The organism is Mucilaginibacter sp. NFR10 (assembly GCF_900100445.1).
In the GTDB taxonomy this organism is placed as follows: Bacteria; Bacteroidota; Bacteroidia; order Sphingobacteriales; family Sphingobacteriaceae; genus Mucilaginibacter; species Mucilaginibacter rubeus.
This window is the reverse complement of sequence record NZ_FMTV01000013.1, coordinates 16,288-33,395: the sequence shown is the minus strand read 5'-3', so window position 1 is coordinate 33,395 and position 17,108 is coordinate 16,288. Positions and strand designations below refer to the sequence as shown.

Below are 17,108 nucleotides of genomic sequence, written 5' to 3'. Positions count from 1 at the left end.
TGTGCAAATATGCAGATTAATTTGATTTTTACTAAATTAATTAGCAAAATGCATTGATAAATGCTACTCAATTACTTTTATTTCTTATCCGCATAGATCCTGAAATAGCCACACTCCTTAAGCGCTTCTTTGTAATAAGCCGTATTATTGTATTTCTCTTTTAACTGTGCGAAATATTTGTGATACGCATCGGTAACAGGCTGACTGGCTTTTATGTCGGCAAACTTATCGGCACCTTTAAATTCCGGATCATTATATATTTCATTCAGGGCACATTTACTCAGCATAAATGTACAGCGGGCTCGCTGTTCATCTGTAGTGGCGTTTGTGCGGGCCAGTTGATAGTACTTCATCGCAATTTGCATCGATGTCAATTTATCATCCATGCGCTGTTCGCCTTCGTAATAATAGCGGCCGGTTGGCCCGGTAGCTACCACATCCGATTCGTAAAACAACCGGGCGTTACCGTAATACGTGATATTGTAATAGGCATTCGCAATGGCATAAGCATTACTGTATACGTTTTTGCCTTGCTTAATTTCTGTATTTATAGTATTAAGCGTTTGCAGAAAACTTAGCGGCGTATATTTTTGCTTTTGCGGGGCTGCATGATCACAGTCATGGCAGTCAGCTAATCTACCGGTAAAGGGGTTGCCTGCAAGCACAAAATCTTCGGGCTTCATTTTTTTGAGTTGAGCAATAGCTTCAGGTAACTTTTGCTGATAAACCAATGTGATAGCTTGATGGTAATATAAATTGTTAAGGGTTATAGGATAATAACGCAACATCGTTTGTTCAAAAGCAGTTTTTTCCGGTTTATTTAACAGATCTATCATGTGTTGCACCCTTGCGCTATCCGCATAAAAATTCTGTGCATTGTTGTTAAAGCATACCTCCTTGATTAGGTTGCCTTGCTTTTTATAAAGCCGTGATATGGCAAGGTTACAAACCGAAATGGCATTATCAAACCGCAGGTTTTTGATCTTAATCTTACTATCACGCAGGTTGGCAAGCCAGTTAAGGGGCTCCGTTAATTTTGCCTCCGCAGTGGCATCCATTTTTTTAAGGTTTTTGATATATAACATCAGGTCGAGCAACTTGCCCTGCGCTACAATCATTTTATCGCCGGCAGGGAACTGGCTTTTTGCCGTAGTATAAAACTTACCGGCTGCGGTGTAGTTGCTATCCAAAAAGTTAAGGTAACCTGCCGCGAGGTTCCAATAGTAAGGCTTGGCTGTATTATTTTTAAGGGCAATGTTTTCAACAAGCCGTTTACCCTCGTTATCGGATTTTATTACCGAATCGGCAGGTTTACCATCTCCTGATGAGGCCTCCCTGATATTAATCAGACGGCTTAGCAGCAGGTCCAGCTTTTCGGATTTTGGGTTGATAGTCGCGATAGTTTTTATAGCCCTTGCGACATCATATTGTACCCCCATCATATGCCACAGGGTTATTTTTTCTTCCGGCGTTTTGGCAAGCCTGAGTGTGGCATTCCAATCACTTTCATTTTGCGGGTGGAAGCTCCAGAAGCTCGGGATCTTTAATTTATAAGTGTAATCATAACAAAGGCTGTACAGGTAGTTTGATAGGGCGTAGTTTTTTTGCCTGTAATAATATCCGGCTACATAGCCCATTGTACGGTAGTAAATGAGGTTTTTAGGAAAATGATCTTTGAACTGATTAAACAAGCTAACAGTTATTGCCGACGACGAATTATCCAGGAAGTAATAATAACGAACGGCTTGAAACCATAAACGCTCCTTGATAAAAGGATCTGTTTCGGCATCGAAGGCACTAATCAGCGTTGAAGCCAGCTTTACCGGCGAATGATTGGGCTTTACCTTATCCCACGAATAATATTGATCGTTTACCGAATAAACCTCACTTATTTTGGCCAGCTTAAGGTAGCTATAAAAAGCTTTGAGCATTTTTGCCGATACAGTACCAGTACTCATAACGGGGTATTTAGCGGGCAATACTTTGAGCGCGCCAGCTGATTTACGGGAAATGGAATCAACAGCGCCGGCACTGGCTTTAATAAGCAGGTACTGAAGTGACGCTTTGCTGAATTGATGGTTAAAATGATCGTACCATTCGTCAACAATAATATCGTTATACCAGGTATTGCTCCCATCAGTATAGCCTAAGCCATAGTAAACTTCGTTACCCGTGTAAAAGAAGGGGGAGTATTGCTTGTTGACAAAATATTCGGGGGAAAAAACTGAATATTCTTCCTCATACGAGTCGGCACAGGCCCAGATTACGCCCGCTATCGTTAGCGTACAAAAACTAAAAACGAGCAGAAATTTGCGTAAGGGTTTCCTGGTTAAATTTTGAAAGGTCGATATTGGCCAGTTCATAGTAGATGATGGTTGTATGTTTTTGTTTAGGCAGATGCTGTGTTAATTGTTTGGCGGCAGCATTCAATGTATTGCTGTCCGTTTCTTCAAGTTTAAAAATATCATTTTGTTTGATATAAATTCCATCAAGAAAAAAGCTTGTTGTGGCCCGGTAGTTTGCCGGCCCTTCAATTGGTTCAAAATGAGCCCGATCAGTAAGTTGCCTTCGCCCTATTTTTCCATATACCTGGATCACCCGGCCCTCCCTGATATGGATAGCCCAGGAAAATAAGGGCAAAGCAATATCCAGCTTCAGGGGATAGCTACCCAGGTAAGCGATGTACTTATCCGCATCATCGCTATTGTATATTGAATTGGGCTGCTGCAAATCGGCGTTGAGCTTGCCCATGTTGTAAAACATCAATACCCCGCGGTCGGCAGGAGGCACACCTGTACGGTCTTTAAATTTAACCTGGTGCAGGCGGATGGTTGCTTCCAGTTGTTTTTGATTCAACTTTTTAAAAGCAGTAAGGAAGCTGAAATATTTTATCCGTGTACTTAACGACCAATCGCAATCAATTTGTACTTTGGTATAGTTGATCTTCCTTTCCGCGGCCAGTTCATTTATTAGTTTATTGCAATGGCCGGCAAGGGCAGCAACAGCGGTATCGGCAGTGTTTTCAAAGGTTTTGTTGGTGATGTAGATAACCGGGGTAATATTTAAGCCCGCCGGGAGCTCATTGAGTTGCACAACGGCATTCGGGTATGAACGTTGTTCCTGATCATTCCAGCTTACATCAAAAAAACGGATATAGACATTATTGCCGGTTTGTTTTAATAAGCCGGCTTGTTGTTCGTTGAGCTTGAAGCCGGTTTTCCAGTAATAGAATGCAGTTGAGGCATTGCCGGGTTTTTTACAGGAGGTTAATGTAGATAGCAAAACTATAACTGTAAGCCAACCAAGAGATTTAAACATATTGAAACAGCAGACTATTTTATCGGAGTAAAGTACGGGATTTTTCGATAGATTGCTGAGGTGATACATGACTTATACTTTGCATGCGAACCACACAGCGCGGCCTTGCTACAGCGGAAAGCATAGGTTTAAGATAACGATCTACGATATGAAAAACATTCTTTTTATAAATGAACCTGATCTATACTTTGATAAAGATGAATTCATAGCCTGCCTTCCTGAAATTGACGGAGAAGATGAACTGTTAAAAGAGCTGGGTGCGGTGCTTAAATTTCCCGGTTATTTTGGACATAACTGGAATGCCGTTTACGATTGCCTGTGTGATTTTCATTGGATAGAAAAGAAAGGAGTTGTACTGGTGCATAATCTTATGCCCATGCTTACCGAAGAAAAACTAAAAGCATATATAGAGGTACTTCATGATGCAACTAAAAGCTGGGGCATTGATGAAGCACATTATTTTAAAGTGATTTTTCCTGTAAAATCAATGCCATTTTTAGAGTATATTTTAATGAATCTCAAATAAAAGCCCAGAACTTGTTTTGTACTGGTCGAAGTACGCTGTCGCTTAACTTCGACCAGTACAAGACCATTAATACCTTACCTATTCAATTTCTTTTCAACCGCACTACGTTGGTTGGAGCCTGCTGATTTTTTTGCCGCTTCCACCTTTTTTGCGGTTGTTCCTTCTTTGCGCGCTTCATAGTTCAATTCGTGTGGTTGCTCTGATACAGAGTTCCTTTCCACTTTTACGCCTCTTTTTGACATAGCTTTTCTTATTAGATGTAACATATTAACAACGCTACATTTCAATGGTTTTAACCACCGAGTAAATAATTGTCTTTTTAAATTAATTACAACTAAATGAAATGTAGCTTGTTCAGCTATAAAGAAAAAAGCTATGAAAAACCTATTTGCACAAAAAAACAATACCGGATTATGGATCACAGCCGGCATAACAGGAGTTTTGGCAGCAGGCGCGGGGATCTGGTTTTACTTCCGTGGCAAAAAATCAGATGAAACAGCCGGCTCCCAACAGGAACACGTTCAGGATTATCTGGAAGCCAAGCACCCCAAAAAGAAAAAACATAAAACCGATGTGGATGAGCTGGCAGACCTGGTACATCATCAGGCAACCTGAAAAGACTGTATGCCCCTACTGGTCGGAGTTAAGCAGCCAGCACACCTTCGACCAGGAGGGTTGCCGGCACGAACCAAGCCGGAAGCAATACGACAACTATTATTAATTAAACGTTATCTGTGTGAAGGAAACGTACCGGTATTTAAACAAGTATTTACTCTTCTGATGTTAGCATTACAGCGCACAGCGCTCTTATGGTTTCAGCTAACTTGCCTTCGGCGTTTAATGCTATAAGTTCAGTCTCCCTAAAAACCCGTTTATGTGATTTCCCCTCGTGCTTTGCCTCAATAGTAATAAAGGCTTCGGCGTTTAAGCTATCAGGGCCTGATCTCGTTACCTTTAAAACTTCGAAGTTTGGCTCGAAAATCTCTTTTATTTTATCAATTATCTCCATATCTCAAAAATAAATGTATTGGTTTTAAAAAACATCAGATCTAACCGGGCTATTTTTCACATTTACTTATGTCTTGCTTTTAATAACCAACATTTGATTACCTCCTTTTTGAAATTCGTAATCCACTTTTTGTATATCAATATTAAAATCGCTGCCAAGCACCTCAAGTAATTCGTCAAAAAACACTGGAGCCCCGGCATTGAGGTTTAATATTGGGAAGATCCGCAATTCGGGGCATATGCGCATGATCTCCCGTATCGTTTCTGTATGAAACTTTAACCCCAGATTATCATACAGCAATAAAAAATGGGAGCTTAAACCCAACTCAAATGCGCTATCCGCGAAAGAGGTTTTAACGGGCATGGCATGTTTAATATATCTTTGCCGAAAGCAGTCCTGGTCAAAATCCCGCAGAAAATGGTTCATCGCGGTCATTCTTATTTCCTGCAGTTCTTCCACATCTTTAATGTTGTTCCAAACAAACTTATCGGCGTTAGCCCTCACCTGGCCTATCACTTCTACACAGGTTTCATCAATCCGTTTTCGGATGTCATCAGTCGAAAATTGATATAAAGGATCAATGGAGATAACCCGCTTACCCATTGCGTGCATCTCCGCATTAAAACTTGCCGGACCATCACCTATACTGACAATCTTTTTGGTAACATCATTGGCGCTAAGGTTAAACATTTGCTGATATTCGGTAAACGTGCGGCCCCAGGGCACAACGTTATTTAGTTCAAAAGCCATTATTGTAATTTTGTTATAGATAAGAAAACGGGCCCTTATAACGATGCCGCCGGCGGGTATTAAAAAAGGGGCTAATACTTGATAGTCGTTATGATCCCGGCTGCACAAAGCTGTGACGCCACCAATTGAGTTTAGGTATGTTGGAGTTGATCATTGATGGGCAAGATATGATTAAAGACTGATAATAGCAGGTTTGTTATTTATTCCAAATGCTAACCAAGATAAGGCTGATGTCATCTCTGCTGCCATAAGGCTAAGGCTCCTGATACATATGCCGAACACAGCGACAGCCACGACAGGTAACACTGTTCTTAATTGGATTTCAAGGTACCTTAAAAACCAAAAAGAGCAGGTGCTCATCCAACACCTGCTCTTTTTAAAGATCTTTAATTTTGTGCCATTTTCAAACAGTTGCACTTCTGAATTTTTACAGTTTAATTTCTTCGTCTTTTGATGAGAAGAAATGGAATTCCGTGATCTGATACGATGGGTTACTTTTAACCTTTATCCATTGGCCATATTTGATAAACCACTTCATTTGGCGGTTATAGATACCTTTTTTAATAAAGGCTTCAATATATGGGTGCACACACAGAGTTATTCCTTTTTCGTTTTGCTCGGTAAGGATGTAATTGAAATTGTTTTCAATATCATCCATCAGCAAAATGGTTGGCCTTATAGTGCCAGTTCCGTTACAGGTAGGGCAAACCTCGCTGGTAACGATGTTCATTTCGGGCCTTACCCGCTGACGGGTGATCTGCACCAATCCAAATTTGCTCGGAGGCAAAATGGTGTGCTTGGCACGGTCGTACTGCATTTCGGCACGCAGAAAATCAAAAAGCTCCTTACGGTTCTGCGGTTTGTGCATATCGATAAAATCGATCACCACAATGCCACCCATATCGCGAAGGCGTAACTGCCTTGCAATTTCTTTGGCAGCTTCTTTGTTTACCTGGTAAGCGTTCTCTTCCTGGTTTTCTTTGCTGGCTGTGCGGTTACCGCTGTTTACGTCAATGACGTGCAGGGCTTCGGTATGCTCAATTACCAGGTAAGCGCCACCGGCAAGGTTAACTGTTTTACCAAATGCGCCTTTAATCTGCTTTTCGATACCGAAATGGTCAAATATAGGCTCCTTATGCTTGTGCATGCGGACTATGCTCTCCATATCGGGCGAGATTTCATGAATGTATGACCGAATTTCTTCGAACATACTATTGTCATTGGTATAAATGTGCTGAAAATCGGGGTTCAAAATATCCCTGAGGATAGTTGATGTACGCCCAATTTCGCCCAATACCTTTTTTGAAGGCTCAACAGATGGCAGCTTGGTAATAAACTGTTCCCATTTCGAGATCAGGTCAAGCAAATCTTTCTGTAGTTCATCAACCCCTTTACCTTCGGAAACTGTACGGATGATAACGCCAAAATGCTTTGGCTTAATGCTTTCAACTACTTTACGGAGGCGTGTACGTTCAGTATTGCTTTTTATCTTTTTCGAAATAGAAATTGCTTCCGAAAAGGGTACTAAAACAACATACCGGCCCGCTATCGACAGGTCGGAACTTAAACGCGGCCCCTTAGTTGATATGGGTTCTTTAGCTATCTGTACCGGGATAAGCTGGTTTTTGGTCAATATCTCGGAGATTTTGCCTCCTTTATTGATATCTGCCTCAAGCTTAAACCCATCCAGTAGCTTTGACTGATATCCCCCGCTACGTACCTGCTTGGTTAGTTTAAGCAGGCTCTGCACCTGCGGACCAAGATCAAGATAATGCAAAAAGGCATCCTTCTCATAGCCAACGTCAACAAAGGCGGCATTTAAACTGGGCATGATCTTTTTGATGCGGCCCAGGTAAATATCGCCAACTGTATAGTTGTTGCTTACCTGTTCTTTGTGAAGCTCTACGAGTTGTTTATCCTGTAATAATGCAATGGTAGCCCCGTTGGGGGATGAATCGATAATTAATTCCTTTATCAATTGCTACTCCATTTCTTATAACGGTAAAAACCGTGTGTTAATAAGTGGGTAAAAAACACTAATAAATAAAAAGTACCCACCCCGGTTTGGGGCAGGTAAAATCACTAATGTTTAGTCTTAAGTCGTTGGTCGAAAGTTTAAAGTCAGAAAAAAAGACTTTGTACTTAAGACTAAGAACTATCGACTTAACATAAATGCTTATTTCTTTTTATGTCTGTTTTTTCTTAAACGTTTTTTACGTTTGTGGGTAGCCATTTTGTGTCTTTTACGTTTTTTACCGCTCGGCATAATAATAATTTTAAAATGTGTGTTAGTTATTTAATTCCTTAATATATCCATCAATGCGCTGACTGAAAACAGGGTCAGGCATCATTTCTTTGCATTTCTGGTAAGCGTCAATAGCTTCCTTTTTCATGCCTAATTGCTTATAGCTTTCGGCTAAATAGAAAGTAGGTTCCAGTTCCTGCTTTTGCGCAAGCAGTGTTTTAAACCTGCTTACCGCTTTTTCATACTGACCCGATTTCATGGCGAACATACCTAAGTTAAGGTTAGCGTTCCAATTTTTCGGGTCTTTTTTAACAACCTCAAGCAACAGCGCTATACCCTGCATAGGGCCTGCTGCGCCATTAACGTAAGCTATGCCCAACCCGGTTTTGCCTTCAAGGCTTTCGGGTTGTAATTTCAAAGCATTTTGAAATGCTTCGGCAGCATCATTCGCAAACGCAGGTTGAAATAAAGTATCCTGTGTAAGTTTATATGCATCATTAAAACGGTTACCTGCATTTATCCAGTCTTGTACCTTGTTTTCTTTACGGGCTAATGCCTGGTAATAAAACGCTGCAGGTGCGGGCTGGTTAACATCATCCCAGTGCTTGGCAAGCTGCGCTTGCAAAGATGGCGCATCTGCGTCTGATGCTTTTTTTAACTGGGCTTCAAGGTCATTGATCTTAGCCGCCAATGCATCCCCAATAGCTGCTTTGGCAGGGGCCGACACCATATCAACGGTAACATTAGCTGCCGGTTTAACAGCGCCTGCAGAGGCGGCCATGGCCGGTTTGCCGTTTTTATCGTCTTTTGGTTTTACCAAACCTTTTACGGGCAACCAATACAAATAGCCCATAATAACAACTACGGCTGCACTAACGACTATTTGTTTTTTATTCATGATGGCGTATAATTATTTTTTGCTGGTTTTGTTACCTGACTTTACTTTCTCAACAAAAGTTTTGGCCGGTTTAAAGCTTGGCACAAAGTGCTCAGGGATAATGATGGCAGTATTTTTTGAAATGTTACGTGCTGTTTTCTTAGCTCTTTTTTTAACCACAAAGCTACCGAACCCTCTTACATATACGTTTTCGCCGCCAACCATTGAGCTTTTAACAACTTTGAAAAACGCCTCAACAGTTTCCTGCACGTCTACTTTCTCTATACCTGTTTTTGATGAGATTTCAGTTATAATTTCTGCCTTAGTCATATCTTATTTACTTAATTTAATTTTATAAATACTTAACTGTTTTGGGGTTGCAAAAGTATTGCTTTATCCGTTAACAGCGAAATATTTATCCGTTTTTTTTTGCCAGGGCCGTAAAACCTACATTTTCGTTACAATTTTGAGTATGAGAGGCTTATAAATTACTGGTTAAACATCAATTTGCCGGTGTAAAGAAGTGTGAAAAAAAGTGTGAAAATCTATCAATCCAACTGGTAGCAAAGGCCTTGTACTTTCACAGGTTAGTTGCCAATATTTATCGCCTGATTTTTAAATATTGATTGTCTGCTTCATGACTATGCCTCCTGCCCTCTCCTCTTGCTTCCTGATTCTTGCCTTCTTGTTTCCTGCCTTCTTGTTTCTTAATTACTTTTACAACAATGAATTTTACCGACGAAGTGGTACAATGGTACTTAAACAACAAACGAAACCTGCCCTGGCGTAATACTACCGATCCTTATGTGATCTGGCTATCTGAAATCATACTGCAGCAAACCCGGGTAGAACAGGGTATGCCATATTTTTATCGCTTCCTGGAAAAATATCCTGATGTAAGCAGTTTTGCCGCTGCTCATGAAGATGAAATCCTGAAGCTGTGGCAGGGACTGGGTTACTACTCCAGGGGGCGCAACATGCTTAAAACAGCCCGGCTGGTACAGGAACTCCATAACGGCCGTTTCCCGGATAGCTATAATGAACTGATAAAACTAAAAGGTATTGGCGAATATACGGCTGCCGCCATCGCTTCGTTTGCGGCTAATGAAGCCAAAGCCGTGGTAGACGGTAACGTTTATCGTGTACTGGCGCGATACCTGGGTATCTATGAACCAATCAACTCAACCGGGGGTAAAAAAACATTTCAACAGACTGCCACTGATTTTCTTAATAAGAAAATGCCGGGACTGCACAATCAGGCCATGATGGAGTTTGGCGCCATGCTGTGCAAACCTAAAAATCCGGCCTGTGGTATTTGCCCTGTCCGCCTGGGCTGCGTGGCCTTCAACACCAATGCTGTAGCCGCACTTCCGGTGAAATTAAAAACTGTAAAAGTGCGTGAGCGCTTTTTTAATTATTTCCTGGTAACCAACGGCGACACCATTTTGATGAACAAAAGGGGCGATAAAGACATCTGGGCCAATATGTTTGACTTACCTATGGTAGAAACAAGCTCACTTTTAACCCTGACAGCGCTATTGAAACAACCCGAAGTTTTAGCTGTTTTTGGTGATGATATTGAAGCTACTGAAATCTCGCCGGTGCATAAACACATCCTTACCCATCAGCGGCTTTTTGTAAGGCTGATAAAAATCAAAAACCAGCCACTCAAAACGCACGAAAACTGGGTTAAAATTAACGTTCAAAACCTGCCGGAGTTAGCTTTACCAAAAATCATTTTTATATTATTAAAAAATATTTTTAATTTGTAAAATAATTTTGCGTTAATTTATGGCATGTCTGGAATAAACAAAGTAATACTCGTTGGCCACTTAGGCAAAGACCCTGAAGTGCGGAATTTAGAAGGTGGCGTATCTGTTACGAGTTTCCCTTTAGCTACTTCCGAAACTTTTAACAAAGATGGCCGCAAGGTTGAACAAACCGAATGGCATAATATTGTAATGTGGCGGGGACTGGCAGAAGTAGCGGCCAGGTTTCTTTCAAAAGGGAAGCTGGTTTATATTGAGGGCAAACTCCGCACCCGCTCATTTGAGGATAAGGAAGGTATAAAAAAATATACTACCGAAATTGTGGCCGAAAACTTCACTATGCTTGGCCGCAAGAGTGATTTTGATACCGAGCCGTTAAAATCACCCTCAAAAAATGGGGACTCGTTTATAGATCATTTAAATGCCGAAGACTATTAAATTACCGATACTTACTAAAACATCCCAAAGAAAAAATGCCGGTAACACTTGTCACTGGCATTTTTCATATCCCGCAGAATTATAAATCGGTTATTGCTTAAAATAGTTCACACCCTGTGGCGCGGTACAATCGTCGGCCGGTCCGCATATATATGTCAACGTAAGTACATTCCCTCCGGCATTTAAAACCATAGTGTAGTTCGCCGTTACCGCAATGACGTTGCTAACCGCCGCCAGTTCGGAAACCGGACCAAAAGCATTGTTTTTATTTTGATAATCGGTTATATCATACAAGGTTAATATCGAATTCTGGATTTTATACTTTCCAACCCTTTTTGACGCTGTTCCGATAAGCTTTTTGGAAACCGAGTCGATACTGGTCACAGTACCTTCAAATGTGTGATCGGTTTTAAAATCGTATTCATATTGTGTCCATTGTTTTGAAAAAGCAGCAGGAACAATCCATTTTCCGGATATGTTTAGCTCGCTGTTTGTTGCCCTCTCTTTATGGCAGCCCCAAAAAGCGGTTACTAAAACAATGGCTAACAAGCCTAACACTTTGGCAGGATTCGTAATTTGTTTCATATCAATGATTACGCTCAAAAAAAGCATAATGATACAGCAGCATATTCTTTTTCCCGGCAAACGCAAAAGCCCTCATATAATGGACTATATGAGGGCTTTGCCTGTTAATATGTTATCTTCCTCCCGGAGGGCATTTAGCTTTCAGATACTGTGTAAATAACGTGCGCAAATGCTGTGTTGTACCTTCGCCTTCCGATATCGAGTGCGTACGGTTAGGGTACGACATTAGCTGAAACTGCCTGTTGTATTTCACCAGTTCATCAATCAGCAGCTCGGCATTTTTGTAATGCACATTATCATCGCCCGTACCGTGAATGTAAAGCAGGTTGCCTTTCAAATTCTTAGCATAAGTAACCGGCGAACCTTTGATAAACACTGCACGGCCGGCATCATCTGTTGGTACGCCCATGTAACGCTCCTGGTAAATGTTATCATAAGTAAGCTGGTTGCCTACCGCCGCTACCGCTATCCCTGTTTTATAAATATCTCCATACTGGAACATCAGGTTAAGGGTTGATGAACCGCCACCGCTCCAGCCGTGCACTGCTATACGGGCTGAATCGACAAATGGCCATTTAATGATCTCTTTGGCAGCCATAGCCTGATCGCGGATGTTGATGATACCTATGTTCTTGTAAATAGCCTTGCGCCAGGCTGTGCCTTTAGGGGCTGGAGCGCCACGACCTTCAACCGACATGTAAATATACCCGTCATCGGCCATACTGCCTTCATACAGCCTGTTACGGCCTGTCCCCCAGGTATCCGTTACGGTTTGTCCGGCCGGTTCGCCATAAACGGTAAACAGTACCGGGTATTTTTTATTGGGGTCGAAATTGGTTGGCTTTACCATCCAGCCGTCCATTTCAATGCCATCAACAGTTTTTACTTTGAAAAACTCGGGTTTATTTTTAGCGTTTTTATCAATGGCTATTACGGTACCGCCGATATGCTTGTGAGCTGGCAAACTGATCACCTCGCTTTGCGGGTGGGTATAGCTGTTGCTGAAATTATGCAGCGCAACCTTGCCATTCGGCGAAATATCATAGCTATGCGTGCCCGGTTCATCAGCAGGCGAAACACGCTCGGCCGTGCCGCCGCTTAATTTTATTTTGTAAAGATATTTCTGTGTAGCATTATCCGGCGAAGCAATAAAGTATACATAACCCAGAGCTTCGTCGATCATGTCGATGCCAATCACATCATAGTTACCTTTGGTGATCAGGCTTTCTTTGCCTTCGCGGGTTATTTTATACAAATGGCGCCAGCCGTCCTTTTCGCTCAGCCATAAAAAACTTTTACCTTTTTCAATCCAGCCCCAGCCTACCGGGTCGCCGCCGGCTACACGCGCTTTAACGTCAATCCATGAATCGTTGTGTTCTTCGCGGATTACGCGGGTGGTACCGTTTGACACGTTGCCTATAAACACGCGGCTTTCATTTTGTGCACGGTTTAGTTGTTCAAGAATAACTTCGTTTGAGTTATCGGCCCATTCCATATTAGGGATGTAATGCTGCACAGCATCGCCGGGTACATTGATCCAGGTAGTTGTACCGGTAGCGGTGTTAACAACGCCCACTTTACATGAGCTTGGATCTTCGCCCGCAACAGGGTACTCAACCGGCACAACATAGGGATAAACCGAATCGGTGGTGTTCAGCATCAAATAGGTTTTGATCTTGCTGGCGTCTAATTGCCAGTACGCAATTGATTTGCTATCCGGCGACCAGCGGAAACCATCTCGGCAGCCAAACTCTTCCTCATAAGCCCAGTCAAAAGTACCGTTGATAAGCGTTTGGGTACCATCGGTAGTTAATTGTTTTACTGTGCCATCGGCCAGGTTTTCCATGTAGATATTATGCCCGCTTACGTAAGCAGCTTTACTGCCATCGGGCGAAAATTTGGCGAACATCAGTGACGATGCCGGCAGGTTTTTACCTAACTGCCAAAGTTTTTTGGTGTTTGAATCATAAACCCAGTAATCGCCGCGGGTATCATAACGCCATACTTTTTTGGTATTGGTATTAATGAGCACTTTTTTGTTATCATCGCTCACCGTAAACCTTTTAACACTGATAGGCGCTTTGCCTGCAGGCGTCAATTCTTCTTTGGTGATAAAAACAGTTTTTTTTGAGGTATCGCGGGCATCGATCATGATGATTTGCCCGCCGGTTATACGGTAATACTGGTAGCCGTCTTTTGTCCAGTTAACGGCGGCCCGTTGCGCCCGGGCCGTATTTTGCAGTAAGATTAACAATAGCGCAGTAAGGAAAAATAATCCCGAACGGTAAAATTTCATATACATTTAGTTTGAATTAATAGAGCGGCGTTATTTTTATTTATTAAATAACGTCACTGTAAATTTTGCGTTAAATTAGCACAATAAAGAACTCTAAAGCCCTCTGTAATGAAAAAAATACCTCTATTGCTCGCTGCTTGCATGTTATTTTTCGCATCGGTAAATGCCCAGCGGGCCGACAGGAGCAAGTTCATTAAAGACAGTTTAGACCTATATATCAGCAAGGCCTTAACCAACTGGCGCGTGCCAGGCATAGCTGTTTGTATTGTGAAAGATAACAAGGTTGTGCTAATGAAAGGTTATGGTATTAAAGAGCTTGGCCTCATGAACAAAGTTGATGAAAATACCCTGTTCATGATAGGCAGCAATACCAAGGCTTTCACGGCAACAGCGCTTGCCATGCTGGAGGCAAACAAAAAACTGTCATTAGATGACAAGGTAACCAAATACATACCTGAATTTAAACTGGAAGACAAAAACGCAAGCGACCAGGTAATAGTGCGAGATCTCCTTTGCCACCGCCTCGGCTTCCGGACATTTCAGGGCGATTTTACTTTTTACAATACCAACCTTACACGCCAGGAGGTAATTCAGCGTTTGGGCAAGCTTAAAGCTACTTATCCGTTCCGTACACGCTGGGGATATACCAACGCGGCATTTTTAACGGCCGGCGAGATCATTCCGAAGGTTACCAACGGGCACTCATGGGAAGCTTACTTAAAGGAAGCCATTTTTGCACCACTGGGCATGGGCAATACTTTGGCCCTAAGCAAGGATTTGCCAACATCCTTAAACCGCACGGTGCCGCATACTATTGTCGACGGCAGGCTTACGCCAATCCCTTATTGCCAGATAGATGGGATCGCACCTGCGGGATCTATCAGCTCATCGGTAAATGACATGAGCAAATGGGTACTTGCTTTACTGAACGACGGTAAGGTTGGGCAGCGCCAGGTGATCCCTTCCGCAGCCATCCAGGCAACACGTGTGCCGCAGGATATCGTGAGTAGTGTTCATCATATGAATGGCGAAAATAACTTTGAGCTTTATGGCTTAGGCTGGTTTATCCAGGATTACTCGGGCCACAGGCTGGTGATGCATGATGGCGGGGTTAACGGCTATTTGTCGTCAGTAACGCTTTCGCCGCAGGATAACCTGGGCATCATCATATTAACCAATACCGATCAGAACCAGTTGTTTGAGGCCCTGCGCTGGGATATTTTAGATGCTTATTTCAAACAACCCTTCCGCAATTACAGCGAAGGTTATTTAAAACAATACAAAGCCAATATCGCAACCGAACAGGCTGAAGATAAAAAGCTGAAGGATTCTGTACTTTTAAACCCCAAACCAATGTTGTTGCCAAACAAATACATTGGCAAGTACAGCAACGATTTTTATGGCAGCATGGAGGTTACCCAGGGCGAGGGCAACAACCTCGAAATGCGCTTTGAACATCACCCTAAAATGTATGCCTTGCTAAAACCACTGGGCGGTAACCGCTTTTATGTGACTTTTTCTGACCCTACACTGGGGAAAGCTGTATTTCCGTTCATGGTACAAAACGGCGAGGTTACGGGAGTACGCGTAAAAGTGGCTGATTTTGTAGAGCGGGGCGCGTATGATTTTAAGAAGAATTAAAGCAGGGTTAAATAAGATAAAGATGAGCTAACAAAAGCGTGGGATTGTGCGGCTCCCCTCTTGAGAGGGGCGAAGGGGTGTGTCTCTGCTTTGATAAGCTAATTACATAAACACACCCCTGCTAACGCTCTCCCCTTCGCGCCCCCTCTCAAGAGGGGATTTGAAAATTTAAAAATCCCACATAAAAAAGCGGAATAATTTTTCCCGAAAGAAAAACTATCCCGCTGAAAAAATATCTAAACAATTAAATCTTATTGCAGCACAATCTTACGGATGCGGTTGTTATAATAGTCGGCTACGTAAACATTGTTGCCGGCATCAACTGCAATACCCTGCGGCGAATTAAAAATCCCTGCAGTGCCCACACCTTCTACAAAACCGCTTGTTCCGTTACCGGCAATTACTTTTAATACTTTATCCTTGGTAATCTCCAGGATCCTGCCATTCTGATCGGCTATGAAGAGATTCCAGCTTTTATCAAACGCAATGGCCGACGGGTTGCCAACAACTCCGGTCCGTTTATTACCGCCAACAAAAGTAGTAACAACGCCCGCCGGGGTTATTTTACGAATGGCATGATTAAGCGTTTCGGCTACATATATATTATTATTGGCATCAATAGCTATGCCGTTAGGCTTATTGAAAGTAGCGCTGGTTGCGGTTGCATTATCCAGGTAACTTGCGCCCCTGCTGCCTGCAAATGTGGTAACAACACCTGCCGGGGTTATTTTGCGGATCAGGTTATTACCCAAATCGGCCACAAAAATATTTCCGGAGCCATCAATTGCTAACCCGCGCGGACTGTTAAACGTTGCTTTGGTGCCCGTACCATCGGCATATCCGGCATCGCCGCTGCCTGCAAAAGTGCTTACCACACCTGCCGGGGTAATTTTACGGATATTATTATTGCCGTAATCGGCTACATAAATATTGCCCGTTGCATCGGTAACCAAACTTTGCGGAGCATAAAACTGCGCGGCAGCTATAGGGCCATCAACATAGCCAATGCTACCATTGCCCGAAAGTGTAGTAACATCTCCTGCTGCAGTAACCTTGCGTATGGCACTGTTAAATGAATCGGCTACATAAATATTGCCGTCGGCACCCACGGTTATCCCCTGCGGACTGTTGAAAAGAGCGGCGCCGCCCAAACCGTCAACAAAGTCGGCCGCGGTATTGCCCGCCAATGTGCTAACTGTTCCTCCTGTCGATGTTGTACCATCGCCGGTGGTAAACTGTACCACTTTACCGTAGCCTGTACCCGCGCTGTTTACAGCATATGCCCGTGCATAATAAGTTGTTTTAGGGCTTAAACCGGTAAGTTTTGTAGTATAAGCGTACAGAATTACCGTATCGGTGGTTTTCTTATCGGCAGTAGTAGGAGTTTGATTGGTGGCGCTGTAACAAATACCGTAGCTGCTCAGGCTTACGTCAGTCGATCCATTAAATAAACCGCCTGTATAGGCTATGGTTCCACTTTCGGTAGTAACCACATCCATTGTGGTTAAATCAGGCACGGTTACAGGCGTAACGTTTCCTTTTTTACCACAGCTTGTGCCGGCCAAAGCAACGGCAAATAAAAACGCGGCAAATAAAATTGTTTTGGTAAAGCTTTTTTTCACGAGTTAGTTTAAAAGTTATATGTAGTAAGTAA

At 42.6% G+C, this 17,108-nt stretch carries 16 protein-coding genes; 5 read left to right on the top strand and 11 right to left on the bottom strand.

Annotated elements, in window-relative coordinates; translation table 11 throughout:
- Positions 1 to 77 precede the first annotated feature (77 nt).
- Entirely contained in the window at positions 78 to 2,363 is a 2,286-nt protein-coding gene (locus tag BLP33_RS25835; protein ID WP_090534658.1) for a hypothetical protein, read from the bottom strand.
- A complete protein-coding gene (locus BLP33_RS25830) occupies positions 2,293 to 3,318 on the bottom strand; it encodes a hypothetical protein (RefSeq protein ID WP_090534656.1) in 1,026 nt (341 codons plus the stop codon). Before BLP33_RS25830 ends, BLP33_RS25835 begins: the two co-directional genes overlap by 71 nt.
- Before the next feature lie 148 nt (positions 3,319 to 3,466).
- On the opposite strand from BLP33_RS25830, the gene BLP33_RS25825 reads away from it, so the two are divergent.
- Complete coding sequence (locus BLP33_RS25825) at positions 3,467 to 3,844, top strand: barstar family protein (protein WP_090534654.1); 378 nt, start codon at positions 3,467 to 3,469, stop codon at positions 3,842 to 3,844.
- Between the two features lie 74 nt (positions 3,845 to 3,918).
- Here BLP33_RS25825 and BLP33_RS27250 read toward each other — a convergent pair whose 3' ends face one another.
- A complete protein-coding gene (locus BLP33_RS27250; protein WP_139160080.1) occupies positions 3,919 to 4,086 on the bottom strand; it encodes a DUF3606 domain-containing protein in 168 nt (55 codons plus the stop codon).
- A 133-nt stretch (positions 4,087 to 4,219) separates the two neighbouring features.
- Between BLP33_RS27250 and BLP33_RS25820 the strand changes: the two genes are divergently transcribed.
- Positions 4,220 to 4,459, top strand: coding sequence for a hypothetical protein (locus tag BLP33_RS25820; protein WP_090534652.1), 240 nt, complete (start codon positions 4,220 to 4,222; stop codon positions 4,457 to 4,459).
- A 154-nt stretch (positions 4,460 to 4,613) separates the two neighbouring features.
- Here the strand turns inward: BLP33_RS25820 and BLP33_RS25815 are convergent, their stop codons facing one another.
- The 5 genes from BLP33_RS25815 to BLP33_RS25795 all read right to left on the bottom strand — a co-directional run bounded on the left by BLP33_RS25815 (position 4,614) and on the right by BLP33_RS25795 (position 9,055).
- Positions 4,614 to 4,853 (bottom strand): hypothetical protein, encoded by a 240-nt coding sequence (locus tag BLP33_RS25815; protein ID WP_090534650.1) that lies wholly within the window; start codon positions 4,851 to 4,853, stop codon positions 4,614 to 4,616.
- Positions 4,854 to 4,919: 66 nt separating this feature from the next.
- Positions 4,920 to 5,603 carry an SAM-dependent methyltransferase gene (locus BLP33_RS25810; RefSeq protein WP_090534706.1) on the bottom strand — a complete coding sequence of 228 codons (684 nt, stop codon included), beginning with the start codon at positions 5,601 to 5,603 and terminating at the stop codon, positions 4,920 to 4,922.
- 427 nt (positions 5,604 to 6,030) lie between these two features.
- Positions 6,031 to 7,581, bottom strand: coding sequence for an Rne/Rng family ribonuclease (locus tag BLP33_RS25805; protein WP_090534648.1), 1,551 nt, complete (start codon positions 7,579 to 7,581; stop codon positions 6,031 to 6,033).
- Positions 7,582 to 7,891: 310 nt separating this feature from the next.
- Complete coding sequence (locus tag BLP33_RS25800; protein WP_090534646.1) at positions 7,892 to 8,746, bottom strand: tetratricopeptide repeat protein; 855 nt, start codon at positions 8,744 to 8,746, stop codon at positions 7,892 to 7,894.
- Positions 8,747 to 8,758: 12 nt separating this feature from the next.
- Complete coding sequence (locus BLP33_RS25795; RefSeq protein WP_090534644.1) at positions 8,759 to 9,055, bottom strand: HU family DNA-binding protein; 297 nt, start codon at positions 9,053 to 9,055, stop codon at positions 8,759 to 8,761.
- Positions 9,056 to 9,450: 395 nt separating this feature from the next.
- Here BLP33_RS25795 and mutY point away from each other — a divergent pair, with 395 nt between their 5' ends.
- Positions 9,451 to 10,497, top strand: a complete 1,047-nt coding sequence (mutY, locus tag BLP33_RS25790; RefSeq protein ID WP_090534641.1) for an A/G-specific adenine glycosylase — start codon at positions 9,451 to 9,453, stop codon at positions 10,495 to 10,497.
- Between the two features lie 24 nt (positions 10,498 to 10,521).
- Positions 10,522 to 10,932: a single-stranded DNA-binding protein gene (locus BLP33_RS25785; protein WP_090534639.1), complete on the top strand. Its 411-nt coding sequence runs from the start codon at positions 10,522 to 10,524 to the stop codon at positions 10,930 to 10,932.
- Positions 10,933 to 11,022: 90 nt separating this feature from the next.
- On the opposite strand, the gene BLP33_RS25780 is transcribed toward BLP33_RS25785, so the two are convergent.
- A complete protein-coding gene (locus tag BLP33_RS25780) occupies positions 11,023 to 11,517 on the bottom strand; it encodes a hypothetical protein (RefSeq protein WP_139160079.1) in 495 nt (164 codons plus the stop codon).
- 112 nt (positions 11,518 to 11,629) lie between these two features.
- Positions 11,630 to 13,813 carry a S9 family peptidase gene (locus BLP33_RS25775; protein WP_371328335.1) on the bottom strand — a complete coding sequence of 728 codons (2,184 nt, stop codon included), beginning with the start codon at positions 13,811 to 13,813 and terminating at the stop codon, positions 11,630 to 11,632.
- Positions 13,814 to 13,921: 108 nt separating this feature from the next.
- Between BLP33_RS25775 and BLP33_RS25770 the strand changes: the two genes are divergently transcribed.
- Positions 13,922 to 15,454 carry a serine hydrolase gene (locus BLP33_RS25770; RefSeq protein WP_090534633.1) on the top strand — a complete coding sequence of 511 codons (1,533 nt, stop codon included), beginning with the start codon at positions 13,922 to 13,924 and terminating at the stop codon, positions 15,452 to 15,454.
- A gap of 251 nt (positions 15,455 to 15,705) precedes the next feature.
- Here the strand turns inward: BLP33_RS25770 and BLP33_RS25765 are convergent, their stop codons facing one another.
- Positions 15,706 to 17,076, bottom strand: coding sequence for an NHL repeat-containing protein (locus tag BLP33_RS25765; RefSeq protein ID WP_090534630.1), 1,371 nt, complete (start codon positions 17,074 to 17,076; stop codon positions 15,706 to 15,708).
- Positions 17,077 to 17,108 lie beyond the last annotated feature (32 nt).